Raw genomic sequence first — 23923 nt, forward strand, 5'->3', positions numbered from 1 at the left:
CAGAGTGCGAAAAAGGAAGTTATATTTTGACAATTTGAATTCGTCGGCGTACAAAGGTACGGTAGAGTTCAAATTGGTAAAAAGCAAGCAATGGAGCGGAATCCTCGATGGATTCCGCTCCATTTAACATCAGTTCGTTCCCGAGATTTTTCACTTCACTTCGTTCGTTCAGAATGACATTGCTTGCGGTAGAACGACTTTTTCGACGGTCTGAACCGCCAAACATTATTGTGTGGCGGTTATTTTTTATCAATTATTTAATTTTTCTTGCTTCTGTATAGAAACGCTTGTCGCAGGCATCGCCCATAGAGAAAGTTTTTCTCGGGAGTGCACCGTCTAAAATAACCGATTTATAAAGGTCGGCTTTGTCCATGGCATCAAAGATAATACCAAAGTTCTTCGGATTTTCACAAAGGCTTTTTACTACGTCCTCGCCGTGAATATAATCGATTTCACCGCCAAGGGTATCTAAGGTTTTCTGTACCGTTGCAACCGTTAAATACTCGGTGGGGTCGGTTACGGTTATTTTTTGTTCTTTACCCTCAAAAACAAAGATAAAGCTTTGGCCTTTGGCATTTTCGTCATAGCTTATGGTATATTCTGCTTCTAAAGCCTTGATGAAATCGTTGCCGTTTACGTCAAATACCACTCTGTGAATGGCTTCGAATACCAAAGACTTGTCATGAAGATTTACAAGCTCGCAAAGGGCGTATCTGGCAGGGCTGTTTTTCGCTTTTTCTTCGCCGATTTCCTTTTTTAAGTTTTCATAGTTGGTTTTTGCGGTGGCAAGGGAATGATTGCCGTCGCCCATAGCATAAACCAAAGGCGCACTTTCCTGCACACCGTACTTTGCATTAAAGCTGTCAAGGTCGGAAAGGGCAGAAAGCTTTTTGTCCAGCGAGTCTGCTGCCGAATCAGACAGCTTGTAGCCGGTTAAATGTCCCGAATCCTGCATCAAATCAAAGTCGTAGACTTTCTCGAAGCTATCCTTGATTTTGGCGTTGCTTTCAATGATGTCGCAATCGGTATCGTCAATCAAAAGCATAATGTGGGGAAGCTCAATGGGAGCATCTTTTCTAACCTTTAATCTGGGCGGGATTCTGGAAACAATGGTGCCCTCGGTTGCGCGGATTTTGGTTTTGGAGGTGATGGTGTAGTCATATTCTTCCAGGTCTACCGCGCCCACGATGCCAAGACGTTTTACGCCGTTACGCAAAGTTCTTTCGACAAATATGTACGAATTTTTATATTCGTCAAAAATATCATTTTCCATATAGGTCTGCATGGTAGCGTTTGTGTTTTGGATACGTTCTTCAATGTCCGCATCGTTTAAATAAATTTCAGGAACGGTAACATAAAGGGTGGAAGCCTCATCTTTTGTTATAGCATGAACTTCGTTCCAGTATTCCGGCTCGGAGGTGTACTGGTCGCAAGCCACAACACTCCATTTTTTCATTTTTTCAGCATCTTTTGCAAATTTGGGTAAAAGTATATCTGCACGGGTAAATGCCATTTACAATCATCCTTTCAAAAACATATAGATTTATTTTACCACGGTGAAAGAGAAGTGTCAACCTTTTGTGATAAATTTTTGGAATTGCAGTATTGCATAGTTATGAAAATTATGATATACTATATAAACGAAATAAAGGAGCGATTGGAGAGAGTGTAAACATGCAACAGACTGAAATTTTAGTAAAATCCACCATAGACGGAAGTCTTCAGCCGTCACTTTTTTATAAAGCCGAATCGACCGAAAAACGTCCGCTACTGGTGGGCTTACATACCTGGAGCTGGGATCGGTTTAATCAGATTCAGAATATGCTCCCTTTTGCAGAGGCGAACAACTTTAATTTGCTTTTGCCCGACTTCCGTGGTCCGAATTTAAGCTCTAATGCTCATTGTACCGAAGCCTGTGCATCGGATTTAGCAAAGCAGGATATTCAAGATGCCATCGATTATGTGATGCAAAAGGAAAATGTGGATGCGGAAAATGTTTTTCTGCTGGGTGCCAGCGGCGGCGGACACATGGCGCTTATGATGGCAGGTTTTTGTCCTGAATATTTTAAAGCTATTGGCGCATTTGTGCCCATTACAGACCTTGAAAAGTGGGCGGGGCAGAATTTAAATTACACAGAACATATTCAGGCTTGTTGCAGTCAGGATGCGAAAGAAATGCAAAAGCGATCGCCTATGCATTATATAGACACTATTGCAAAAGCTAATCTTAAAATTTTCCACGGTAAGTTTGACAAATCGGTTCCGGTTACCCAAAGCTTGGAGCTGTATGCACGCCTTATGGAGAAATACCCTCAAAGCAAAGTGTTTTTAGACATTTTTGACGGTGGACACGAAATGGATATGCAAGCGGCGGCTTATTGGATTTTGTCGCAGTATAAAAAAGAAGAAAAAGCCCGGGTAACGGGGTAAGGTGTACAATTTTATTTTGGGCATCTGCCAATTTTTAAGATAGGCGTTTAAATTTAGGAGGATTAAAAATTATGGTATCACAAAAAATGTATGAACTGGGCAGTAAGCGAAGCGAAATTCGTGAGCTGTTTGAATACGGTTTAAAGAGAAAAGCGGAAATCGGTGCAGAAAATGTGTTTGATTTTAGCCTTGGCAATCCCAGTGTTCCGGCTCCGGAATGCGTAAAGGAAGCGCTCTCTGATTTGGTGTTAAACACCGACCCGGTGGTGCTTCACGGCTACACCTCTGCACAGGGTGCGCCGGATGTGCGTCAAAGCTGTGCAGATTATGTCAATCAAAGCTTCGGCACAAACTACACCGGTGACAATTTTTATATGACGGTGGGTGCGGCGGCATCTCTTACCATTTCCCTTTCTGCTATTTCAGAGGAAAAAGGCGAGGTTATCTGTTTAGCGCCGTTCTTCCCGGAATACACTGTTTTTATCAAGCAGGCAGGTATGACGCCTGTAGTGGTAAAGTGCAGAGAAGAAGATTTTCAGATTGATTTTGATGCGTTACAGGGCGCGATAAACGAAAACACCAAGGCGGTTATTGTAAATTCGCCAAACAACCCCTCGGGTGTAGTTCTTTCGCAGGACACCATTGAAAAGCTTGCGGATGTTTTAAAAGAAGCGGAAAAGAAATACAATAAAGAAATTTACATCATCGCGGATGAGCCATACAGAGAACTGGTGTACACCGAGGGTGTGACCGTTCCGTTTATCCCGAATTTCTATAACAACACTTTGGTTTGTTATTCCTTCAGTAAATCTTTGTCTTTGCCGGGCGAGCGTATCGGTTATGTGCTGGTGCCCAACACCGCAAACGACTGGAAAACCGTTTACTTTGCAGTTTGCGGGGCAGGCAGATCGTTAGGTTTTGTGTGCGCGCCGAGCTTGTTCCAGAGAATTGTACCCAAATGCATCGGCAAAACCGCAGACATTTCGGTATACAAGAAAAACCGCGACATTTTATGTGACGCGCTTTCCGAATACGGCTTCAAAGTGGCACAGCCTGACGGTGCATTTTATCTGTTTGTAAAGGCGATGGAGAACAGCGCAAGTGCATTTTGCGAAAAGGCAAAGAAATACGAGCTTTTGCTTGTCCCCGGTGACAGCTTTGGGTATCCGGGTTATGTACGTATTTCTTACTGTGTATCCACCGAAATGATTGAAAAATCGCTTCCCTCATTTGAAAAGCTTGCAAACGAATATAAATAAACAAAAAGAACCGCTTGCGTTCAGTTTCAGACCGTCGAAAAAGTCGTTCTACCGCAAGCAATGTCATTCTGAACGAACGAAGTAAAGTGGCAGTGGCGTTGCCCGAATCAGAGATTCGGAACACTGTTGCATAGGGGACTGTTAGCCAAATCAAAGATTTGGACAGCACACCTAAAGAATCTCGGGAACGAACTGATGTTAAATGGAGCGGAATCCATCGAGGATTCCGCTCCATTGCTTGCTTTTTACCAATTTGAACTCTACCGTACCTTTGTACGCCGACGAATTCAAATTGTCAAAATATAACTTCCTTTTTCTTAAGTCTACAGCGTGTCGATAGGTTTATCGACACGCTGAAAGAACCGCTCGCGGTTCTTTTTTTATCAGGAACAAACGTTGCGTTTCAGGGAACAAACGTCTGTTGACAGGCATTATTGGCGCATGGTATAATATAAATGAGGTGATGATATGAAAAGGATTGTTTCAATACTACTGTTTTGTACAATGTTTCTTACATTCCTTTCGGCGGTTTGTTACGGAACACCGTACAGCCCGTGGGCAAAATCCAAGATTGAGGCGGCATATAAAGCTAAAATCATATCTGAGCAGGAAGAATATGATTTTAAGGCACCTATTTCACGGGCACAATTTTATCATTTAATTGATGATTTTATCGCGCTTAAAACAACATATTATGATGACTGGGAAAAAGAACTGACCGAGGACGGGAAAAAGCCAATGCCGGCACTGGAAGTGCCGGACGAAGTGGTGGCACACAGCCTGGACTATATGTGGATACACGGCTTTTTAAAGGGCACAGGCGATGGGAATTTTGGTCTTTTAGATTCGCTGACCCGAGAGGAAGCGGCGTCTATTATTGTGCGTGTTATAAATAAGGTTATGCCGATGGCGGTGACCGAAAAGTGGTTTGCATATGAAGACTTGAATGAAATTTCCGAATGGGCGAGTGATGATGTGCAAACCATCAGCAACCTGGGCTTGATGTGCGGTGTGGGCGAAAATCGTTTTGCACCGCAGGAGACCATTACGGTAGAGCAGGCGGTAGTGCTTGTGTACAGAGTTTATGTGGAGTATAAGCTGTCTCAACGGCTGATGTATGAAGACACCGAACGAAGTATATTGGCACAATATAAAATAGTGGATGAAGCGGACCTGGAAAAGCAAGGAGAAATATCCGTTTTTGAAGCCTTGCTTGCATTGGATAAAGCAAGATGCGAATATACTGAAGACTTTACAAGTGCCGATTTAAAGGAATGGTATCGGGGGACGCACCTGCAACACATGGATAACCTGCCTGACAGCACAAAAGCACTTCTGATGAGACTATGCTATGAAGGAACAAGAAGAATTCTGCGTATTCAGGAAGTGAAAGACCTTCGTTTAGATGAACCGCTTACCCATTATCAGGCGATTTTATATGTTTCGCGGTTGATAGGAGATGCTTATTATGATTTTTCGGGTCCCGACGTTCCGACAGAGACGGATGCGCTGTATGCTTTGGCTTTGAAAAAGGGATTGCTTGATGCAGCGGACACTTCCGGTGCGCAGGAAGCAATTTCACGGCAGGATTTTTATGCACTCTTGCATAAGGCGCTGTTTGCTGAGTGGGTAAACGCAAGCGCAATGGAAATCTATGTTGAACGCTGGATTGATAGGCTTGAAAAATTGGCGTCGTCAAATGGGATAACTACTGCGCCGGAGTCTATAGAATATGTGCCTATTCAGTTAGATGCTCAGTTTACAGAAAATCTGACACTCTTTTGGGAAGTGCCTGAGAATATGCAGGTTTTAGAAACAGAAGCGTACGGACTTTCGGTGAAGTTAGTCACCAAAGAGGATGAATTGCATCTTCTGTTCGGGTCATCCAGATTTCAAAATCAAGTGGAGGGATTTGAGCTTATTGACGGGCTGATAGGATATAAGCGGCTTCCCGATGCGTACAAAAGTGTCCGCATAGAGTATCGTAAAGGCTTGGAAAATATCGTTTATTACGCGGAAATTCCGTTGCCGACAATCACGGTGAAACAGGAAATGTCTGCGCCTGTGCCGGACAGATTGATTCGGGGTGAGTACCAACCCGCGCTTAACAAATGGAATTCAACAGAAATTTTCCTTGCGGACGGACAAACGTTCGACCCCTCTCTTTATTACATTCTGCGCGGTAAAAGTAATGAATATCGCAAAGAAGAATATAATTGGGAAAGTATATTCCTGTTTTGTTCGGAAACGCAGACCAATGCAATAAAGATACCGAAAGAAAAAACTTCTACACTCCGTTTGACAGAAGAAATGCGCATACAAAGCCTTGAAATTACAGGTAATCCGGAGTCGGGATTTGTATTCAATCTGTCACCGGTGTCCGAAAAAGTTTTTGAAGTATTATAAGGCATAATAAAAAGAACCGCAAGCGGTTCTTTTTTTATGTTTGAAATTATTTTGTGCCGAAAATTCTGTCGCCCGCGTCGCCAAGACCCGGAACAATATAGCATTTTTCATTTAAGCCTTTATCCACGTTTGCACAATAAATGTCCACGTCGGGATGGGCTTTTTTAAGAGCTTCGATGCCTTCGGGTGCAGCAATCAGGCAAAGGAACTTGATTTGCTTTGCACCGTAGGATTTAATCTGACCCACTGCATCAATGGCAGAACCGCCCGTTGCAAGCATGGGGTCTACCACAACGATTAAACGCTTATCAATGTCGGGCGGAAGCTTGCAGTAGTATTCGTGGGGCTGCATGGTTTCTTCGTCGCGGTACATGCCGATGTGGCCGACCTTTGCAGAAGGAACCAGCTTTAAAAGACCGTTTACCATACCTAAGCCTGCACGCAGAATCGGTACGACAGCGAGCTTTTTGCCTCGAATCATTTTCTGGGTTGTTTTCTGAATGGGGGTTTCAATTTCCACATCTTCAAGCGGCAAATCACGAAGTGCTTCATAGCACATGAGCATGGTGATTTCTTCAACCAATTCGCGGAATTCCTTATTTGTGGTGGAAGTCTGACGCAAAATGGTGGTTTTGTGCTGAATCAGCGGATGGTCAAATACTGTAACGCTACTCATAATGTCCTCCTCTTATTGTTCGTTTTCTGCTTTGGAAACCATGAGGTTTACGATAATACCAAGAATCAACGCACAAGCGATGGATGTAATGGTAATCTGACCGAACTGTAAGGTGAGACCGCCGATACCGGAAATCAGAATAGTAGATACAACAAACAGGTTTTTGCTCTGACCGAGGTCAACTGTCTGTACCATTTTCAGACCGGAAACAGCGATAAAGCCGTAAAGTGCCATACAAACACCGCCCATTACACAAGACGGAATGGAGTTTACGAACGCGATAAAGGGCGAAATAAAAGCAATGAGGATTGCAAGGATTGCTGCCAGAGCGATGGTTGCAACCGATGCGTTTCTGGTGATTGCTACGCAACCTACAGATTCGCCGTAAGTGGTGTTGGGGCAACCGCCGAAAATAGCACCAACCATGGAACCAACACCGTCACCCAGGAGAGTTCTGTGTAAGCCGGGATTTTCAAGCAGGTCTTCTTCGATGATGGAAGAAATGTTTTTGTGGTCTGCAATGTGTTCAGCAAAAACAACAAATGCAACCGGAATGTATGCAACAGCAATAGTGCTGATGTATGCGGGTGTAATTTCCTTGATGCCGTCTATTGCAGTCAGGAAAGTGAAGTCCGGAACGGAAATAAATGTTTTTAAGGTTACACCGTCTGCAACCAGTGCTTTAAAGGGTTCAATGTTTAAGATTTTGAGTGCATCGAGTTCAAAAGCATAGCCGATTGCAGTGAAAATTGCGGTTACCGCATAGCCTGCAAGGATAGCAATGATGAACGGGATAAGCTTTAAGGTCTTTTTGCCGTATGTAGAGCAAAGAACAACTACAACGAGTGTGATGAGACCGCAAAGAACGGTAATCAGGGGAGAAGCTGCAACATCAGGAACACTGCCTTTGCAGATATCGCCAACCGCATTGCCTGCAAGCGAAAGACCAATCAAAGCAACGGTAGGTCCGATTACAACGGCAGGCATGATCTTGTTAATCCATTTAACGCCTGCAAACTTAACAATGATTGCAATCACTACATAAACAAGACCGGCAAAAATCGCACCGATAATCAAGCCTAAGTAGCCAAGGGACATGGATACGCCGCCTGCAAATGCAGCGAACATAGAGCCGATGAATGCAAAGGACGAGCCTAAGAATACAGGGCTTTGCATTTTGGTGAATGCAAGATACACCAGGGTGCCGAGGCCTGCGCCTACCAGAGCGGCTGCAGAGCTCATGTTGTTACCGATGATAACCGGAACAACCAGGGTTGCGGTCATAATCGCGAGTAGCTGCTGAATTGCGAAAATCAGAAGCTGGGGAAATTTGGGTTTGTCATGAACACCGTAAATCAGTTTCATTTTAAACATCCTCCTCTTTCTTTTGTGGCAAAAGCCAATTTTTTTTGATAAAAACCGACAGTTTTTACTTAATTAAAATTTTACTCCTTTTTTTATGTTTTGTCAATAGATTTTATGGATTTGTTGCATTGACAGAGGCAAGAAAAATTGATATAATAAAATCACATAAAACAAAAAACGGAGGAAAAGGGGATGCGGATATTTTGTGATGCGGATGATGTGCTTATCAACACGGTGGAGTGTTGGGTGGAGCTGATTAACCGTACTTACAACCAAAATGTAAAGCCTGAGGCGGTGACCGACTGGGATGCAACGGTAGCATATCCGATGCTGACTGCCGAGCAGGTGTACGGTGTTCTGAATGCAGACACCCTCTGGCACATGGTTTCGCCGTTGCCGGGAAGTGTGGAGTATCTTAAAAAGCTGATAGATGACGGACATGAGGTGTATATTACCACCGCGTCTGACTACCACACAGCAACCACTAAAATTTTAAATTTGCTGAAAATGTTTCCTTACCTGACGGAAAGACATATCATTATAATCAAGAATAAACAGATTCTGCAGGGCGGAATCATGATTGATGACGGCATACATAATTTAGAGGGCGGAAATTATCAAAAAATACTGTTTACCAAACCGCACAATGCAAGCTATGATGCGGAAAAGAATGGTATGATTCGTGTGCATGCTTGGGAAGAAATATATGATATAATTTGTAAATTGAGCAAACAAAAAAACTGAACGCTTGCGTTCAGTTTCAGCGTGTCGATAAACCTATCGACACGCTGTCAGAGTGCGAAAAAGGAAGTTATATTTTGACAATTTGAATTCGTCGGCGTACAAATGTACGGTAGAGTTCAAATTGGTAAAAAGCAAGCAATGGAGCGGAATCCTCGATGGATTCCGCTCCATTTAACATCAGTTCGTTCCTTAAGATTCTTTAGGGGTGCTGTCCAAATCTTTGATTTGGCTAACAGTCCCCCATGCAACAGTGTTCCGAATCTCTGATTCGGGCAACGCCACTGCCACTTTACTTCGTTCGTTCAGAATGACATTGCTTGCGGTAGAACGACTTTTTCGACGGTCTGAAACTGAACGCAAGCGTTCAGTTTTTATTTGTAGTCACCTCTTTCAAAGGCGATAACTCTGTCAATTTTTTTGAGTGCTGCCTGCAAAAGCTTTAAGCCTTCTTTAGCTTCGGCACCTGTGTACAGCTTGTTGTTGTACAGGGTGTATTTTTTTCGTGCATCATCAGGCGAAATGTTTGGCATAACAACATTTGCACCATGCAGAATGCCTTGTTCTCTGCCGTTTTCCGTTAAGCTTCCAAGGGCGGTGGTCGCCGGAAGCAAAAGGTTTGGTAGCATCATGCGGAGAACTGAAAGAAGGTACAAAGTCAGCGCAACACTTCCTGAGGGTTCGTTTCCGAAAGGTGTATCTTTTTGAGGAATGAACGGCCCGATACCCACCATGTGTGGCTTGAAATCCTGTATAAAATACAAATCCTCTGCCAATGTTTTAGCTGTTTGCCCGGGTGAGCCAACCATAAAACCGCAACCGGTCTGATATCCGATTTCCTTTAAATCGGTAAGACAGCGCATGCGGTTTTTAAGAAGCATATTATCGGGGTGTAAGGACTGATAATGCGCTTCATTTGCGGTTTCGTGCCGTAACAAATAACGGTCTGCCCCTGCATCAAACCATTTTTGGTATTCATCCCGGCTTTTTTCGCCAAGGGAAAGGGTGAGTGCACAATCGGGATATCTGATTTTAATTTCACGGATTAAAGGCAGATAATCTATGTCACCCTCACCGCCTTGCAGCACAAAGGTGCGAAAGCCTGCCTCATAGCCTGCATCGCAACAGTTTAAAACGTCTGCGTCGGTAAGACGGTACCGATCAATGTTTTTATTGCTTTTGCGGATACCGCAGTACAGACAGTCATTTTTACAGATGTTTGTAATCTCTACAAGACCGCGGATATAAATTTTGTTGCCAAATATTTCTTCTGTTTTTTCTTTTGCTAAAATCTGAAGTCTGTCCGCGTAAAGTGCGCGGTTTTCAATCAGTTCTTCAAATTCCGAAAGGCTGAGATGCTCGCCTTTGCAAAGCTTTTCAAAAGGCATAAGGTACTCCTTTAGTTAAAATAAACCAGTGGATCTTCCAAAGCGGTTGTTTCTTCCATGCTTTGTACATGGAAAATGGCGCCTTGTTGCTGATACATTTCGCTGTATGCCACTTCAATCACGGCAGTTATTTTGACCCATGTGTTGTTTTTGATCTTGTCTGCATCCTTTTTAACGCACACGAAGCCTGCAAGACCAATGTCGTCGGCGCAACAGGTCATGGCGGGTCTGCCCAGCACAAAGCCTTCGGGTGGCATTTCCTTCGGGCGGAAAATCATGCCTGAAACGGTAACTGTTTTGCCATGATATTTTTCGGGTTGTTCGGTGCTGTCGAGATACAAAGTGCCGAAATCTATATCCTCAACCGTGAAAGCATCCTTTGTTAAATCATAAGGAAGCTCTTCTTTGTCTCTGCCGTCATCCACCGTGCCGTCGGTGTTTTCAAATAAGATTTGTGCTCTGGGGTTCATACCGCGGGCGATACGGCGGAAAGCCACTTTATCGGTGTTTTCGTCACTGCGGTTGAATACAATCATCTCGGATTTGGACATGAAATCAAAGATGAAACTGCGCATGTTCTGAATCTGCGAATCAAAAACCGAAGCGTCTGCAAGACCGATTACCTGATACAAAAACCAGCTTTCGGGCTTTTTCACCGAGAACAAGTCCTCTAATGCCCAGGTGCCGTTGTATTCAATTAAAATACGGTCAGGGCTTACGGTACGGTCCAGTTTTTTTAAGAAGGTTGCACTTAAAGTTTCTTTGTCCTCTACATACACAACCTCTGCATTATATTTTTCCAGTTCTGCGCTGTTATATTCCTCTTCGCCCTCTTCAAAAACCAGAATTAAAGTTTTTTCGGTGCCGTCCGAGAAATTTTCGTCAAAAACGGTTTCGTTGATAAAAGTGGTTTTCCCACTTTCCAAAAAACCGCATACTAAATAAATTGGGACTTTACGTTTTGCCATTGTTTATACCTCACGATTATAAGCCGAAGGCGGCTTTGATTTTGTCTTCTTTTAAGTCTGTGCCGATGAATACAATACGACCGGTGTAGTCGGCAGAGCCGTCGCGCAATTCAAATTCGCCGGGTACATAGTCATACTGGAACCAGTTGCCGTCTGCACCCTGCAAAATACCCTTGGAACGCAAAATTACGCCACAAGAGCCGTCTTCTAAAGCGGTAAGGGTTTCCTGAATGGCTTTCGGATCCAGCTTTTTTGCAGTTTCCATGCCGATGCTCTGGAACACATCATCTGCATGGTGATGGTGATGATGCTCGTGTCCGTGACAGCCACAATCGTGGTCATGGTGGTGTTCGTGTTCATGACAACCGCAATCATGGTCATGATGATGCTCGTGTTCATGACAACCGCAATCATGGTCATGATGATGCTCGTGTTCATGACAACCGCAATCATGGTCATGATGATGCTCATGCTCGTGGCAGTCGCAATCATGGTCATGGTGATGGTGGTGTGCATGGTGACCGCCACAGTGGGGGCAGGATTCTTCTTCCAGTAAATCCTTTGCAGCGCCTTCCATAGCATTTAAAATATCTTTTCCGCTCAAAGCGTCCCAATCTGTGGTTACAACGGGTGCTTTTTCGTTCTTGGAACGGATAATTTCCATCGCCTTGTCCAGTTTTTCCTGGCTGATGGTTGCGGTGCGGCTTAAAACAATAGCAGTTGCACTTTCTAACTGGTTGTTGTAGAATTCACCAAAGTTTTTGCTGTACATTTTGCATTTGGAAGCATCCACTACAGCGGTGGCAATGTTTACCGAGAGACCGTCTACCGCTTCAACTGCAGAAATAACGTCTGAGAGCTTACCAACACCCGAAGGCTCAATAATGATGCGTTCGGGGTTGAAATCCTCGATAATTTTTACCAGAGACTTGCTGAAATCGCCAACTAAGGAACAGCAGATACAGCCGGAGTTCATTTCGGTTACTTCAATGCCTGCTTCTTTCATGAATCCGCCGTCAATGCCGACATCGCCGAATTCGTTCTCTAAAAGCACCACTTTTTCGCCATTTAAAGCTTCTTTTAAAAGTTTTTTGATGAGGGTTGTTTTACCGGCGCCCAGAAAGCCGGAGATAATGTCAATTTTAACCATACAAAAACCTCTTTCTTTGCAAATTATTCTATTTTAAATTATAACACCAACATATATAAAAGTCAAGCAAACCTCTTGCCAAATTGAAAAAGCTATGGTATACTCTATAAAAAAGAAAGGGTGGTGGCAATGACATTAAAGCTTTGTGACAGACAGGAAATTGAGCGACTTTACAATACATATCTTGTGCAGGATTTTCCGAAAAATGAATTGAAACCGCTCGAGCGGATGCTGACATTGATGGATAAAAACCTGTATTTTGTGTATGCGCTGTATGATGAAGAAGAAAATATGCTTGCTTATGCGTTTTTCAGCGGTGCCTACGGATGCGAATATGTGCTCCTTGATTATTTTGCGGTGGCAGCAGACAAGCGGGGCAAGGGGATTGGCTCACAGATGCTGACGCTCTTGAAAGAAGAACTCGGCAAAAACTATGCCGGTGTGATTTTAGAGGCAGAAAATCCCGATTACGCGGAAAATGCAAAGGACTTTGATATCCGTACCCGCAGATTTCAGTTTTATTTAAATAACGGCTTTTCTTCCACGAAAATGCTTTGCCGTTTGTTTGGTGTGGAATTCCGTTTGTTTGTGTACGCAAAAAAACAGCCTTCCACATTAAGCCTTGCCTATGCGGCGGTGGATTTGTATAAGGCTTTGATCGAGAAAAAGGATTTAAAGGGCAATATCAGTCTGCGTATTGAAGAATTATTTTGACAAATTTTAAATTGAATAGAAATTAAGAAAAGCGATGCGTTCAAGCATCGCTTTTATAATTGTATTTGCACAAAATTTCGGGATGTCAGAGTGTCCTCGGAAACGGTGCAGTCAATGGCAAGCACCTGCACACCGCTTTTTGCAGCAGAACGGAGTGCGCATGCAAAGGCAGGGTCATTTTCATCGTGCGGTGAAAAGACAGACGCGTCTTTTCGCTGAATGACAAACAAAACATACGCCGCATAGCCGTTTCGGATGCATTCTTGCAGCGTTTTTACATGGCGTGCACCACGGGTTGTGGGAGCATCGGGAAATTTTGCGATACCGTTTTCCACAAGGGTTACGCCTTTGACTTCGATGTAAGCTTGTTTCCCGTTTTTAAATTCGGCATAAAAGTCAAAGCGGGAACGGTCGGTGCCGTCGGCGGTGCAGTAAAACTGTTCGGCTTTTAAACAGGTTATTTCTCCAAGACCGCCATTTCGCAGAAATTCGCCTGCAACGGTATTCGGAGCATTGGAATCAATGTTGACCCAATTATCGTTATGCAACACAGAAATTAAATCATAGGCGGTTTTGCGTTCAGGATTTTGTGCCTTGCAAAGTCCGCAGGGGGTGCCGGGAATCAAAAGCTCTTTTAAGCGACCTGTGTTTTTTACATGCACCAAAAGAGTTTCTCCGTTTAAAGTAACCTCTGCGGTAAAACGGTTTAAACGTTTTAAAAATGTTCCGGTGGTGACGTTTTTGTATTGCATGGTATAGTCCACTCCTTTACTTTACAGTATACAACAGAAAATAAAGCTTGACAAGAGGAAATAAAAATAGTAAAATAATAAAAAAGATACAAATTATTCCAGGGAGGGGATGCTTTGTTTTACTTTGAACAAAATTATATCTGCTTTGAAGATGGTATCAGTCATCCGTTAAACAGATGGCTTGCACAGCAAAGCTTAACAGACGAAAGGGTGTTTAAGCTTCTTTGCGGTGCACAGAAGGGACAAGGAAAAATAAACGCGCAGTTTAAAGACGGTAAACTTATGTTTGAGGGAGATGCGGCAGAAGTGGCAGTCGGCATGCTTAAAATTTTAGAGCTTCCCATAAACCGTTGCGAAAACTGCGGAAGATTTTTTGCACCACAAAGCCGTACGGATGAAAAGTATTGTAATTATGTCATGGACGGAGAAGAATCCTGCCGTAAAATCGGTGCAGGCAAAACCTTCCGCAAAAACAATGAAGGGGATGCGGGATACACAGAGTTTATGAAGCATACTAAGCATCTTCGGTATTTAAAGAACAAGGGAAAGCTTTCGGAAAGTGCGTTTAAGCAACAGTATGCGGAAGCTAAAAAATGGCTGGCGGAATACAGAAATGGGAATTTGCAGACTGAAAAAATTGCATCGGCTTTGCCCGAACCTGAAATCAAACCGCAGACAAGAGAAAATATTGCATCATATTTATTGTAAAATTTTCAAAAAAGGCTTTCTTTTTTGAAGAAACTATGGTATACTTTAGAAAATAACAGACTTTAATCAATAAAGGAGTTTAAGATTATGCAGATTGCTGAAATCAAAAAAATGTTTTTAGAAACCTTTGGCGGTGAGGATAAGGATTTAAGAGTCTTTACTTCTCCGGGCCGTGTAAACTTAATCGGTGAACACGTGGATTATTGCGGCGGACCGGTATTTCCGGCGGCGCTTACCATGAAAACCACCATCGTTGCAAGAAAGAGAAATGATAATAAAATCCGTTTAAAGGCAACCGACTTGGATATTCTGGTGGAAGCTGAAATCGGAGATCTGGAAAAATGGAAAGGTCAGCTCAAATGGGGTGACTATCAGCTTGGTGTTGCTGTGGAAATGGAAAAAGCAGGGTACACCTTAACCGGTTGCGATTTGATGTATGACGATACCGTTCCGCACGGCGGCGGTTTGTCTTCCTCTGCGGCAATTGAGGTATCTACCGCACTGATGTTTGCAAAATTCTCTAATGAAGCGAACGACAAGCCGGATGCACCCATTAACATGGTGGAAATGGCGCTGCTCAGCCAAAAAGCAGAACACAATTACATCGGTGTTAAATGCGGTATTATGGATCAGTTCGCTTCCGCAATGGGTAAAGCAGACCATGCAATTTTCTTAGATTGTGCAACCCTCGGCTATGAGCTGGTTCCGCTCAATTTAGGGGACTGCTGTCTGATTATTTCCAACACCAACAAAAAGCATTCTTTAGGTGCGTCCAAATACAACGAGCGCCGTATGGAATGTGAAGCAGGTCTTAAGGCTCTGCAGACCGTAATGCCCGAAATCAAACAGCTTGCTGACGTTTCACCCGAAGAATTTGAACAGCATAAAGCGGTTATTACAGACCCCATCGTTCAAAAGAGAATCAAGCACGTTGTTCTGGAATGTGCACGTGTACATAAGAGTGTGCAGGCACTTAAGGCAGGAGATATCGCAACCTTCGGTCAGTTGATGAATGATTCGCACGATTCGTTGCAGTACGATTATGAAGTGTCTTGTGACGAGCTGGATATTTTGGCGCAGGAAGCAAGAAAATTGCCTTACGTTATCGGCTCAAGAATGACCGGTGCAGGCTTTGGCGGTTCTACCGTAAGCATTGTAAAGACTGCCCATGCGCAGGATTTTATCAATACACTTGACCCGTTGTATGAAGAAAAGGTAGGCTATAAAGCTTCGTTCTACATTTCGGATATCGGCGACGGCGGTATGGAAGTTAAATAATAAAAAGGTAAGGCGATTTTCGCCTTACCTTTCTTCACGAAAGGAAGAATCTGATGGAACTGATAATTGCAACCAATAATCAGGGGAAAGTGCGGGAATTTAAGAATAAGCTGAAAGATTATGAGGTTTTTTCCCTGAAAGATAAAGGTATTGACATTGAGGTAGAGGAAGACGGCACCACATTCGAGGAAAATGCGATAAAAAAAGCAAGAGCGGTTTGTGACCTGACCGGAAAGATGACCATTGCGGACGATTCGGGGTTAGAGGTGTTTGCACTTGATAATGCACCCGGCATTTATTCGGCCCGCTACGGCGGTGAGGGATTAAGCGACAAGCAGCGTTATATCAAGCTTTTGGAGGACATGGAAAACAAGACAGAGCGCGGTGCGCGATTTGTCAGCGTGATTGCCATCTGCTATCCGGACGGCAGAGACGTGACTCTCCGCGGTGAGTGCTACGGCGAGATTTTAAAAGCTCCCGACGGGGACGGCGGATTCGGGTATGACCCGGTATTTTACTATCCGCCCTTAAATAAAACCTTTGGCACATTAACTTTGGAAGAGAAAAATGAAGTGAGCCACAGAGCAAGAGCACTTGAAAAGTTAGAACGCTTTTTCACAGATGAGTCAGTTGTGTTGGGCAACGGCGTTTTACATGCGGAAATTGTTGCCCGCGGTGCGGAGGTACGTAAGCTTGTCAATGTGAAAAACGGTGAGGATTTGCTGAATACCGATTTTAAGGTGTGGAATTATACAGCGCCTGCGCTGTTCCCGGTTCTGGGCAAGACCAAAGACGAGGCGGGCTATTACTACGGCGGAAAGCATTATGACATTAACCCCCACGGCTTTGCAAGAGAAAGCGTTTTTAAACTGGTGCATGCTTCCGAAACAACCGCAACCTATGTGCTTTGCGAAAACGAAAACACTTTAAAGAGTTATCCCTTTGCGTTCCGCTTTTATGTAACCCATACATTGGAGGAAAATTTCTGGAAAGTGGCTTATAAAGTAGAAAATACTGACAACAAGGCGCTGTTCTTTAACCTGGGTTCTCATGAAGCATACAAACTTGGAGACGATTGGGAAAACTACTTCATTGAATACGAGAAGGAAGAAAATTTAAAAGAGAATATCTTAAAAACAAGGGCTTGGATGACACAGAAGAAATTCGGCACAAAAGAAAAAGTGCTTCCGATTTACAATGAAAACAGGAATCTCTTTTATTTCTCTAAAGATTTAAATTCCTCCTGGGTTCAGTTGAATTACAAAAATAAGCCGATTGTACGCGTGCATTATGACCTTGCCGATACGGTTTGTGTGGGCCTCTGGCGTGCAAGAAAAGGAAATTTCTACTGCATAGAGCCGTGGTTTGGTGTGGCGGATTCCCGGTATGAAAGTACCCATGCGGAAGAAAAAGAAGGACTTAACTGGTTACAGCCCGGAGCGTCCTTCGAAAGAAAGCATAAAATGGAATTCTTTCTTTAAGAGTTGACAAATTTATAAATAATTTCAGATTTAGAAAAAGCGCGATTTCAATCGCGCTTTTTCGTTTAAGAAGAGAAGAAAAGAGGAAATCAGTTTTTGAAAGATGCACAGTAGGTCTGATCGGACGTACCGCAGTCACAGCCTGCGCAGGCACAGGTTACATCAATGTCCGAGAGCATGCAATGACAGTCTTCATTGTAGGTGCATTTTTGTGCGTCGCAGTGGATGGTGGTTTCGCCACCCTTTACAGAACAACCGCAGGAATTGACCATGTTGCCTGAGGGGGTGAAGGTTTTACAGCAGGTACTGTCTGCTTTTTCTGCGTCCTTACCGCCAATGTTGATGCCGTTTGCTGTGCAGTAGCTGTTGCTGTAAAAAGCACAGTCGGTTACGCCGCATTTTACTGTGTTTGTTTTGTTTTCCATTTCAAAACACTCCTTTCGGGGTTAATTTGTTCAAAAAGCAAAAAAATATTCATAGTTTTGTCCTTTTTTGCATAGGTTTTAGTGTAATTGTACCGAACCGGGAGAGAAAAATATGAACCAGAACCCGATGGAATTTTTTGTAGCTTTTGTATTAGGTCTTATTTTGCTGTTTATTTTAATCAGACTTTTGTATGTTCCCTTAAGAATGGCACTGAAACTGTTTATAAATTCCATAGCAGGCGGTGCTTTACTGCTTTTCCTGAACTTACTTTTAAGGCTTTTCGGAATGTCGGTGGGCATAAATGCCGTAACTTCCGCGATAGCAGGCGTTCTCGGGGTTCCGGGTATTGCGCTGCTTTTGTTTTTGCAAATCATTCTGCGCGCCTAAATTCCCTTGACAAAAGGAGGCGTTAGCGTTATAATAATAGTATAAAGATAGATAAATTCTTCGAAGGAGGAGAACCGCTTTATGCGTTTTTGGGATGAACACAGATCGGACATTGAACTTTTTTATGCGGGGACCTCTGCGAAAAGCTATGAATTTTTAGGTGCTCACCCTGTCGAAAACGGCGTGCACTTTGCCGTTTTTGCTCCGAATGCGGAGTCTGTGGCGGTGGTGGGTTCTTTTAATGCCTGGGATGCATCCAAAAATCCCATGCAAAAGGACGGCGGTGTCTGGCATGCCTTTGTGGAGGGCGCAGGACATGGTGATTCCTATAAATTTTCCATTCAACATGGTGGACAGACCTTTTTAAAGAGTGATCCGTATGCCTTTTACAGTGAGCTTCGTCCGGATACGGCATCGGTTATCTGGAAGCACGAGGACTTTGCGTGGACCGACGAAGAATATTTTGAAGAAAAACAAAAGGTTTTGTTTGCGCGCAGTCCCGTAAATATTTATGAAGTGCACTTAGGCTCTTTTAAACAAAAAGAAGACGGAAGCTACTATACCTACAGAGAGCTTGCGCCTATGCTCACAAACTATGTTTTGCAGATGGGCTATAATTATGTTGAAATTCTGCCCCTTTGTGAGCATCCGTTAGATGCGTCCTGGGGTTATCAGACTACCGGCTATTATTCCATCACCTCCCGTTACGGCACGCCGGAGGATTTTAAATATTTTGTAAACGAATTACATTCTGCCGGCATCGGTGTGATTTTAGACTGGGTACCCGGTCACTTTTGCCGGGATGCACACGGTCTGCGGTATTTTGACGGCACGCCCGTTTTTGAAGCGGAAAACACCGTAAAGGCAGACAATCCCGGTTGGGGCACCACCAATTTTGATTTTTCCAAGCATCATGTTTGTTCATTTTTAAAATCCAATGCAGACTATCTGTTTTCCATCTATCACATTGACGGCATCCGTGCCGATGCGGTGGCAAACATGCTGTCCTTTGATTTCGGAAAGGCGCGCTGCAACGAGCTGAAAAATCAGTATGACGGCTACGAAAACATTGAAGCAATCTGCTTTTTGCGGGATTTAAACGGCTATATCCGTCAGGCGTATCCCGGTCGATTGATGTGTGCGGAGGATTCTTCGGACAGACCCGGTATCACACAGCCTACCGAAATCGGCGGTTTAGGGTTTACCTTTAAGTGGAACATGGGTTGGATGAATGATACCTTAGAATATATGAAGCAGGATCCGCTTTATCGAAAAGGTATGCACGATAAATTGACTTTTCCGTTATTTTATGCGTTTAACGAGCATTATATTCTTCCGTTGTCGCACGATGAGGTGGTGCACGGAAAGTGCTCTATGGTAGAAAAAATGCCGGGCTATCGGGAAGATAAGCTGGCACAGCTTAAGACCTACTACACTTACATGTATTCCACTCCGGGTAAAAAGCTGATGTTTATGGGTAACGAATTCGGACACGCACTGGAATGGCGTTTTTATGAGGGATTGGAATGGAATTTACTGCAATTCCCGGAATATGCAGGGGTTAAAGCCTTTGTGGCGGATTTGAATCATCTTTACTTAAAAGAAGCGGCACTCTGGGAGCAGGACACCGGTTGGGAAGGCTTTGGTTGGAGTGACGCAAAGGATAAAGAGGGAAGCATTTTTGCGTATGTCAGATACGGCACACGCAGAGAGGATACAGTGGTGGTTGTTTTGAATTTCACCCCCGTATATCATGAGGAATTTATCTTGGGCGTTCCGTTTTTTATTGAGTATCGGGAAATTCTGAATGCGGATGGTAGTCTTTACGGCGGTCAAAACCGTTTGAACCGTGGCCTGCTGATACCGAGGGCAGAGGCAAGAGGCGATATGCCCTATAGCCTTAAAATGAAGCTGCCGCCCTTTGGCGCGGTTTTGCTTAAGCCTTATTATCCGCAGGAAGAACTAAACAAGCCGGAGGGATAAACATGAACAACAGACAAGAAAAGGCGTTGGCTTTGCATGATAAAGGATATAACTGCTGTCAGGCGGTGGCACTGGCTTTTTTGGACTGCTTTGATGTGGACGATAAGGCTTTGTATAAGCTTTGTGAGGGCTTTGGCTTTGGAATGGGCAATAGCGATGGCGTTTGCGGTGCCCTTTCGGGCGCAGTTATGCTTGCGGGACTAAAAAACAGCGACGGAAATACAGATGGCGGAAAAACAAAGAGAGAGACATATAAAATTTCGGCTGCCATGTACAAGGCGTTTGCGGAAAAGGCAGGCAGTGTGATTTGCCGTACCTTAAAGGGAAAGAACAATCAGGATGTTCCGCTATATTCCTGTAACGATTGCATTACCACCGCTGTAGAAATTGCACAGAAGATATTAGAGACAGAATAAAAATTACGACTTTTCAGGTCGCAAAGATAAAGAGAGGATGAACAAAAATGGCAAAAAAAGAAATGGTCGCAATGATTCTTGCCGGCGGACAGGGGTCTCGTTTGAAATCATTGACCACAAATGTAGCGAAACCGGCGGTGGCGTTTGGCGGTAAGTACAAAATTATTGATTTTGTGCTCAGCAACTGTGCCAATTCCGGTATTGATACAATTGGTATCTTAACCCAGTACAAGCCCTGGGCACTGAATGAACATGTCGGCATCGGTAAAGCGTGGGACTTAGACGTTTACCATGGCGGTGTATCCATTCTGCCTCCCTACATGAGCGAAGCAGGCGGTGACTGGTATAAGGGTACAGCAGATGCGATTTATCAGAATTTGTATTTTATGGACAGATACAATCCCGAATATGTGCTGATTCTGTCGGGTGACCATATTTACAAAATGGACTATGATAAAATGTTGGAGCATCACATCAAGCAGGGTGCGGACTCCACCATTGCAGTTATTGATGTGCCCATGCACGAGGCGTCCCGTTTTGGTATCATGAACGTAAATCCGGACATGACCATTTATGAGTTTGAAGAAAAACCTGCAAACCCCAAAAGCACACTTGCATCTATGGGTATTTATATCTTTACTTATGCAACATTGCGCGAATATCTGACCGCGGATGCAAAGGTGGAAGGCTCTGCCCATGACTTTGGTAAAAACATTATTCCCAACATGTTAAATGACGGTAAAAAGCTTTGCGCTTATAACTTTGACGGGTACTGGAGAGATATTGGTACCATCGACAGCATCTGGGAAGCAAATATGGATTTGCTTAACCCTGATAACGAGCTGAATCTGTATGATGATGACTGGAAAATCTGCACCAAGACAGAGGCACTTCCGGCGCAGCACATCGGTGAAAATGCACATGTGAAAAACAGCCTGATTTCGGAAGGAAGCATTATTCTGGGCAATGTGGAAAATTCGGTGATTTTCCCGGGCGTATATGTGGCGGAGAATGCACACATCAAGGATAGTGTGGTTATGAGTAATGCACGCATTTTGAGCGGTGCAAAGGTATTAAAATGTATTGTAGGCACCCGCACAACCGTAAACGGTGACAATGTGGTGGGGAACGGCGAAACGGTAACCTTGATTGAAGATAATATCAACATCAAGCCCGAAACCTATGCAGGCAATTAAAGGAGGGACGAAAAATGCTTAGAAACTATATGGGTATTATTAACCTGGAAGAAAAAGAAAGTGATATCAGAAGCCTTACAGCAAACCGTCCCATCGCAACCATTCCGATTGGGGGCAGATTCCGCGTGATGGATTTTGTTCTGTCCAATATGGTGCGCGCAGGTCTGACACATATTTCGGTGTTTGCAAAAAAAACCACCCGTTCGCTGTATGACCATTTGGGAAGCGGTAAGCCCTGGGACCTGGACAGAAAAAATGACGGTCTGTTTATTTTTTCCAACACCCTTTTGGGTACTGCAGAGCATACAAATGCCAAATCCTTTGCCGGCAACATGGAATTTTTCAGCCGCGCAAAGCCTGAAAATGTAATTTTAGCCTCTTCTTATATGGTGGCAAATATGGATTTAGAATACATGGCTGAACAGCACGAGGCTTCGGGTGCAGACATCAGTGTTGTATACAAAACTATAAATAACGGTGAAAATGCATTTTTGAACTGTGATGTGATTCAGTTCAACAAAGAAAACCGCGTTATAAATGTGGCTAAAAATATTGGTATTGAAAACAATGTAAATATTTGTATGGAAGTTTTCTTTATGAAGAAAAAGCTGCTTACCGAAATTCTTTATAAGGCTGCAGCACTCGGTACATCAGGCGCATTCAAAGAAGTGATTTACGATTTGATTATGACACAACACGTAAATGCAATTCCCTTTAACGGATATGCAGCTTGTGTAAATTCGGTAGAATCGTTTTATAACGCAAACATGGATATGCTGGCTCTGGATGTTACCGGTGAGCTTTTCTCCAGCATTCATCCGATTTATACCAAAACAAAAGACTCTCCGCCGGCACATTATATCAGCGGCAGCGATGTGGCACATTCTATTGTGGCAGACGGCAGTGTGGTGCGCGGAAAGGTTAAAAATTCTGTTGTGTTCCGCAATGTCCGTATCGGCGAAGGTGCGGAGCTTGACGGTTGCATAGTGCTTCCGAATGTAGTGGTTGGAGACGGTGCGAAGCTCAAAAACGTGATTGTGGACAAGAGCGTGACGGTAGATGCCGGCATAACGGTAGAATGTCCCAAGCAGTATCCGCTTGTTTTAGAACGGAAATCCTACAATAAAGCATAAAAAGAAAATCTGCCGTTTGGCAGATTTTCTTTTTATGTGAAATTTTTAAAAGGTATTGCGTAAAGCGCAAAAATCTGCTATACTTATAATAGAGAAATATGTAGCATTACTTGACATATACAAGGAGGAAATTATGGCAAAAAAGGAACATAAAACGTCTATTGGCGGCTCTGCCGTTATGGAAGGCGTTATGATGCGCGGTCCTGAAAAAATGGCTGTGGCGGTGCGTAAGCCTGATGGGGAAATTGCAATGGATTTAAAGGATATCAAGGCACCGAACAAGCGGTTCTGGCTGTGGAGACTGCCCATTATCCGCGGTTGTATCGGTTTTTTTGAGTCCATGGTGACCAGCACCAAGGCTTTGATGTTTTCGGCAGAATTTATGGATATTGAAGAGGAAGAACCCTCGAAATTTGATGCGTGGTTGGAAAAGGTATTTGGCGATAAGCTCAAAGATGCAGTAATTTATATTGCAGTTGTTTTTTCCGTTCTGATGTCGGTGGGGCTTTTCATTTTACTGCCTACCTGGCTGGGAAGTCTGGTCAGTCTCTTTGTGGATAACCATTTTGTTTTATCTGCGGCTGAAGGCATTATCCGTATTGCGATTTTCTTAGGTTATCTTACGTTGGTATCTCTGATGCCCGACATCCGTCGCGTATTTCAGTACCATGGTGCGGAGCATAAAACCATTGCCTGTTATGAAGCGGGTGAGGAGCTGACTGTGGAAAACGCACGCACAAAATGCCGTCTGCATCCCAGATGCGGCACAAGCTTTTTGCTGATTGTTATGGTTATTAGTATTATTACTTTTTCATTTCTGAGTTGGGACAATATCTGGATGCGTACGCTGACCCGTCTGTCGCTTTTGCCGGTGGTTGCAGGCGTATCCTATGAAATTATAAAATTTGCAGGCCGTCATGACAATTGGTTTACTGCCATTTTAAGCTGGCCCGGTAAAATGCTTCAGAAAATCACCACAAAGGAGCCGGACGACAGCCAGTTAGAGGTGGCGATTGCTTCCATGCAGGCAGTTATTCCGGAAAACCGTGACGAAGCGGAGTGGTAA

The 23923-nt window shown here is 43.7% G+C and carries 22 protein-coding genes; 14 read left to right on the forward strand and 8 right to left on the reverse strand.

The annotated features are described in order from the left end of the window. Nucleotides 1-253: 253 nt before the first annotated feature. On the reverse strand, nucleotides 254-1513 hold the full coding sequence (locus IJE10_01910; protein MBQ2966862.1) for a DUF1015 domain-containing protein: 1260 nt from the start codon (nucleotides 1511-1513) through the stop codon (nucleotides 254-256). Between the two features lie 161 nt (nucleotides 1514-1674). Between IJE10_01910 and IJE10_01915 the strand changes: the two genes are divergently transcribed. From IJE10_01915 to IJE10_01925, 3 genes are all read left to right on the forward strand, one after another. Further along, a complete protein-coding gene (locus tag IJE10_01915) occupies nucleotides 1675-2430 on the forward strand; it encodes a prolyl oligopeptidase family serine peptidase (GenBank protein MBQ2966863.1) in 756 nt (251 codons plus the stop codon). Between the two features lie 71 nt (nucleotides 2431-2501). Beyond that, nucleotides 2502-3689, forward strand: coding sequence for a pyridoxal phosphate-dependent aminotransferase (locus tag IJE10_01920; protein ID MBQ2966864.1), 1188 nt, complete (start codon nucleotides 2502-2504; stop codon nucleotides 3687-3689). A 468-nt stretch (nucleotides 3690-4157) separates the two neighbouring features. After that, nucleotides 4158-6095 (forward strand): S-layer homology domain-containing protein, encoded by a 1938-nt coding sequence (locus tag IJE10_01925; protein MBQ2966865.1) that lies wholly within the window; start codon nucleotides 4158-4160, stop codon nucleotides 6093-6095. Between the two features lie 46 nt (nucleotides 6096-6141). On the opposite strand, the gene upp is transcribed toward IJE10_01925, so the two are convergent. Together upp and IJE10_01935 are read right to left on the reverse strand one after the other, a co-directional pair. Beyond that, complete coding sequence (upp, locus tag IJE10_01930; protein MBQ2966866.1) at nucleotides 6142-6771, reverse strand: uracil phosphoribosyltransferase; 630 nt, start codon at nucleotides 6769-6771, stop codon at nucleotides 6142-6144. A 12-nt stretch (nucleotides 6772-6783) separates the two neighbouring features. Beyond that, entirely contained in the window at nucleotides 6784-8136 is a 1353-nt protein-coding gene (locus IJE10_01935; protein ID MBQ2966867.1) for a uracil-xanthine permease, read from the reverse strand. A gap of 192 nt (nucleotides 8137-8328) precedes the next feature. Here IJE10_01935 and IJE10_01940 point away from each other — a divergent pair, with 192 nt between their 5' ends. Further along, on the forward strand, nucleotides 8329-8880 hold the full coding sequence (locus IJE10_01940; GenBank protein ID MBQ2966868.1) for a hypothetical protein: 552 nt from the start codon (nucleotides 8329-8331) through the stop codon (nucleotides 8878-8880). 371 nt (nucleotides 8881-9251) lie between these two features. On the opposite strand, the gene hydE is transcribed toward IJE10_01940, so the two are convergent. From hydE to IJE10_01955, 3 genes are read right to left on the reverse strand one after another with little or no spacing between them, the layout of a single operon-like run. Next, a complete protein-coding gene (gene hydE / locus IJE10_01945) occupies nucleotides 9252-10265 on the reverse strand; it encodes a [FeFe] hydrogenase H-cluster radical SAM maturase HydE (protein MBQ2966869.1) in 1014 nt (337 codons plus the stop codon). Between the two features lie 11 nt (nucleotides 10266-10276). Then, the gene (locus IJE10_01950; protein ID MBQ2966870.1) at nucleotides 10277-11233 is read right to left on the reverse strand and encodes a hypothetical protein; all 957 of its coding nucleotides are present in this window, start codon (nucleotides 11231-11233) and stop codon (nucleotides 10277-10279) included. Nucleotides 11234-11249: 16 nt separating this feature from the next. Continuing rightward, nucleotides 11250-12383, reverse strand: coding sequence for a GTP-binding protein (locus tag IJE10_01955; protein ID MBQ2966871.1), 1134 nt, complete (start codon nucleotides 12381-12383; stop codon nucleotides 11250-11252). A 129-nt stretch (nucleotides 12384-12512) separates the two neighbouring features. Between IJE10_01955 and IJE10_01960 the strand changes: the two genes are divergently transcribed. Beyond that, complete coding sequence (locus tag IJE10_01960) at nucleotides 12513-13097, forward strand: GNAT family N-acetyltransferase (GenBank protein MBQ2966872.1); 585 nt, start codon at nucleotides 12513-12515, stop codon at nucleotides 13095-13097. A gap of 53 nt (nucleotides 13098-13150) precedes the next feature. On the opposite strand, the gene sfsA is transcribed toward IJE10_01960, so the two are convergent. Next, a complete protein-coding gene (sfsA, locus tag IJE10_01965) occupies nucleotides 13151-13849 on the reverse strand; it encodes a DNA/RNA nuclease SfsA (GenBank protein MBQ2966873.1) in 699 nt (232 codons plus the stop codon). Nucleotides 13850-13963: 114 nt separating this feature from the next. On the opposite strand from sfsA, the gene IJE10_01970 reads away from it, so the two are divergent. From IJE10_01970 to IJE10_01980, 3 genes are all read left to right on the forward strand, one after another. Further along, nucleotides 13964-14557 carry a hypothetical protein gene (locus IJE10_01970; protein ID MBQ2966874.1) on the forward strand — a complete coding sequence of 198 codons (594 nt, stop codon included), beginning with the start codon at nucleotides 13964-13966 and terminating at the stop codon, nucleotides 14555-14557. Between the two features lie 87 nt (nucleotides 14558-14644). Then, nucleotides 14645-15835, forward strand: a complete 1191-nt coding sequence (locus IJE10_01975) for a galactokinase (GenBank protein ID MBQ2966875.1) — start codon at nucleotides 14645-14647, stop codon at nucleotides 15833-15835. A gap of 53 nt (nucleotides 15836-15888) precedes the next feature. Then, a complete protein-coding gene (locus IJE10_01980; GenBank protein MBQ2966876.1) occupies nucleotides 15889-17316 on the forward strand; it encodes an XTP/dITP diphosphatase in 1428 nt (475 codons plus the stop codon). Between the two features lie 89 nt (nucleotides 17317-17405). Here the strand turns inward: IJE10_01980 and IJE10_01985 are convergent, their stop codons facing one another. Further along, a complete protein-coding gene (locus tag IJE10_01985; GenBank protein MBQ2966877.1) occupies nucleotides 17406-17741 on the reverse strand; it encodes a DUF1540 domain-containing protein in 336 nt (111 codons plus the stop codon). 112 nt (nucleotides 17742-17853) lie between these two features. Between IJE10_01985 and IJE10_01990 the strand changes: the two genes are divergently transcribed. From IJE10_01990 to IJE10_02015, 6 genes are all read left to right on the forward strand, one after another. Beyond that, complete coding sequence (locus tag IJE10_01990; protein MBQ2966878.1) at nucleotides 17854-18129, forward strand: pro-sigmaK processing inhibitor BofA family protein; 276 nt, start codon at nucleotides 17854-17856, stop codon at nucleotides 18127-18129. Nucleotides 18130-18210: 81 nt separating this feature from the next. Next, on the forward strand, nucleotides 18211-20112 hold the full coding sequence (glgB, locus tag IJE10_01995; GenBank protein ID MBQ2966879.1) for a 1,4-alpha-glucan branching protein GlgB: 1902 nt from the start codon (nucleotides 18211-18213) through the stop codon (nucleotides 20110-20112). 2 nt (nucleotides 20113-20114) lie between these two features. Further along, nucleotides 20115-20528, forward strand: coding sequence for a C_GCAxxG_C_C family protein (locus IJE10_02000; protein ID MBQ2966880.1), 414 nt, complete (start codon nucleotides 20115-20117; stop codon nucleotides 20526-20528). A 47-nt stretch (nucleotides 20529-20575) separates the two neighbouring features. Continuing rightward, nucleotides 20576-21724, forward strand: coding sequence for a glucose-1-phosphate adenylyltransferase (locus tag IJE10_02005; GenBank protein ID MBQ2966881.1), 1149 nt, complete (start codon nucleotides 20576-20578; stop codon nucleotides 21722-21724). A 14-nt stretch (nucleotides 21725-21738) separates the two neighbouring features. Next, nucleotides 21739-22857: a glucose-1-phosphate adenylyltransferase subunit GlgD gene (gene glgD, locus IJE10_02010; protein ID MBQ2966882.1), complete on the forward strand. Its 1119-nt coding sequence runs from the start codon at nucleotides 21739-21741 to the stop codon at nucleotides 22855-22857. A gap of 133 nt (nucleotides 22858-22990) precedes the next feature. Continuing rightward, nucleotides 22991-23923, forward strand: coding sequence for a DUF1385 domain-containing protein (locus IJE10_02015; GenBank protein ID MBQ2966883.1), 933 nt, complete (start codon nucleotides 22991-22993; stop codon nucleotides 23921-23923).

It is taken from the genome of Clostridia bacterium (genome assembly GCA_017410375.1).
Lineage (GTDB): Bacteria > Bacillota > Clostridia > RGIG6154 > RGIG6154 > RGIG6154.

Bases quoted from the DNA above. Each gene is read 5' to 3' on its own strand.
- IJE10_01910 (MBQ2966862.1), bottom strand. From the start codon at position 1,513: ATGGCATTTACCCGTGCAGATATACTTTTACCCAAATTTGCAAAAGAT.
- IJE10_01915 (MBQ2966863.1), top strand. From the start codon at position 1,675: ATGCAACAGACTGAAATTTTAGTAAAATCCACCATAGACGGAAGTCTT.
- IJE10_01920 (MBQ2966864.1), top strand. From the start codon at position 2,502: ATGGTATCACAAAAAATGTATGAACTGGGCAGTAAGCGAAGCGAAATT.
- IJE10_01925 (MBQ2966865.1), top strand. From the start codon at position 4,158: ATGAAAAGGATTGTTTCAATACTACTGTTTTGTACAATGTTTCTTACA.
- upp (MBQ2966866.1), bottom strand. From the start codon at position 6,771: ATGAGTAGCGTTACAGTATTTGACCATCCGCTGATTCAGCACAAAACC.
- IJE10_01935 (MBQ2966867.1), bottom strand. From the start codon at position 8,136: ATGAAACTGATTTACGGTGTTCATGACAAACCCAAATTTCCCCAGCTT.
- IJE10_01940 (MBQ2966868.1), top strand. From the start codon at position 8,329: ATGCGGATATTTTGTGATGCGGATGATGTGCTTATCAACACGGTGGAG.
- hydE (MBQ2966869.1), bottom strand. From the start codon at position 10,265: ATGCCTTTTGAAAAGCTTTGCAAAGGCGAGCATCTCAGCCTTTCGGAA.
- IJE10_01950 (MBQ2966870.1), bottom strand. From the start codon at position 11,233: ATGGCAAAACGTAAAGTCCCAATTTATTTAGTATGCGGTTTTTTGGAA.
- IJE10_01955 (MBQ2966871.1), bottom strand. From the start codon at position 12,383: ATGGTTAAAATTGACATTATCTCCGGCTTTCTGGGCGCCGGTAAAACA.
- IJE10_01960 (MBQ2966872.1), top strand. From the start codon at position 12,513: ATGACATTAAAGCTTTGTGACAGACAGGAAATTGAGCGACTTTACAAT.
- sfsA (MBQ2966873.1), bottom strand. From the start codon at position 13,849: ATGCAATACAAAAACGTCACCACCGGAACATTTTTAAAACGTTTAAAC.
- IJE10_01975 (MBQ2966875.1), top strand. From the start codon at position 14,645: ATGCAGATTGCTGAAATCAAAAAAATGTTTTTAGAAACCTTTGGCGGT.
- IJE10_01980 (MBQ2966876.1), top strand. From the start codon at position 15,889: ATGGAACTGATAATTGCAACCAATAATCAGGGGAAAGTGCGGGAATTT.
- IJE10_01985 (MBQ2966877.1), bottom strand. From the start codon at position 17,741: ATGGAAAACAAAACAAACACAGTAAAATGCGGCGTAACCGACTGTGCT.
- IJE10_01990 (MBQ2966878.1), top strand. From the start codon at position 17,854: ATGAACCAGAACCCGATGGAATTTTTTGTAGCTTTTGTATTAGGTCTT.
- glgB (MBQ2966879.1), top strand. From the start codon at position 18,211: ATGCGTTTTTGGGATGAACACAGATCGGACATTGAACTTTTTTATGCG.
- IJE10_02000 (MBQ2966880.1), top strand. From the start codon at position 20,115: ATGAACAACAGACAAGAAAAGGCGTTGGCTTTGCATGATAAAGGATAT.
- IJE10_02005 (MBQ2966881.1), top strand. From the start codon at position 20,576: ATGGCAAAAAAAGAAATGGTCGCAATGATTCTTGCCGGCGGACAGGGG.
- glgD (MBQ2966882.1), top strand. From the start codon at position 21,739: ATGCTTAGAAACTATATGGGTATTATTAACCTGGAAGAAAAAGAAAGT.
- IJE10_02015 (MBQ2966883.1), top strand. From the start codon at position 22,991: ATGGCAAAAAAGGAACATAAAACGTCTATTGGCGGCTCTGCCGTTATG.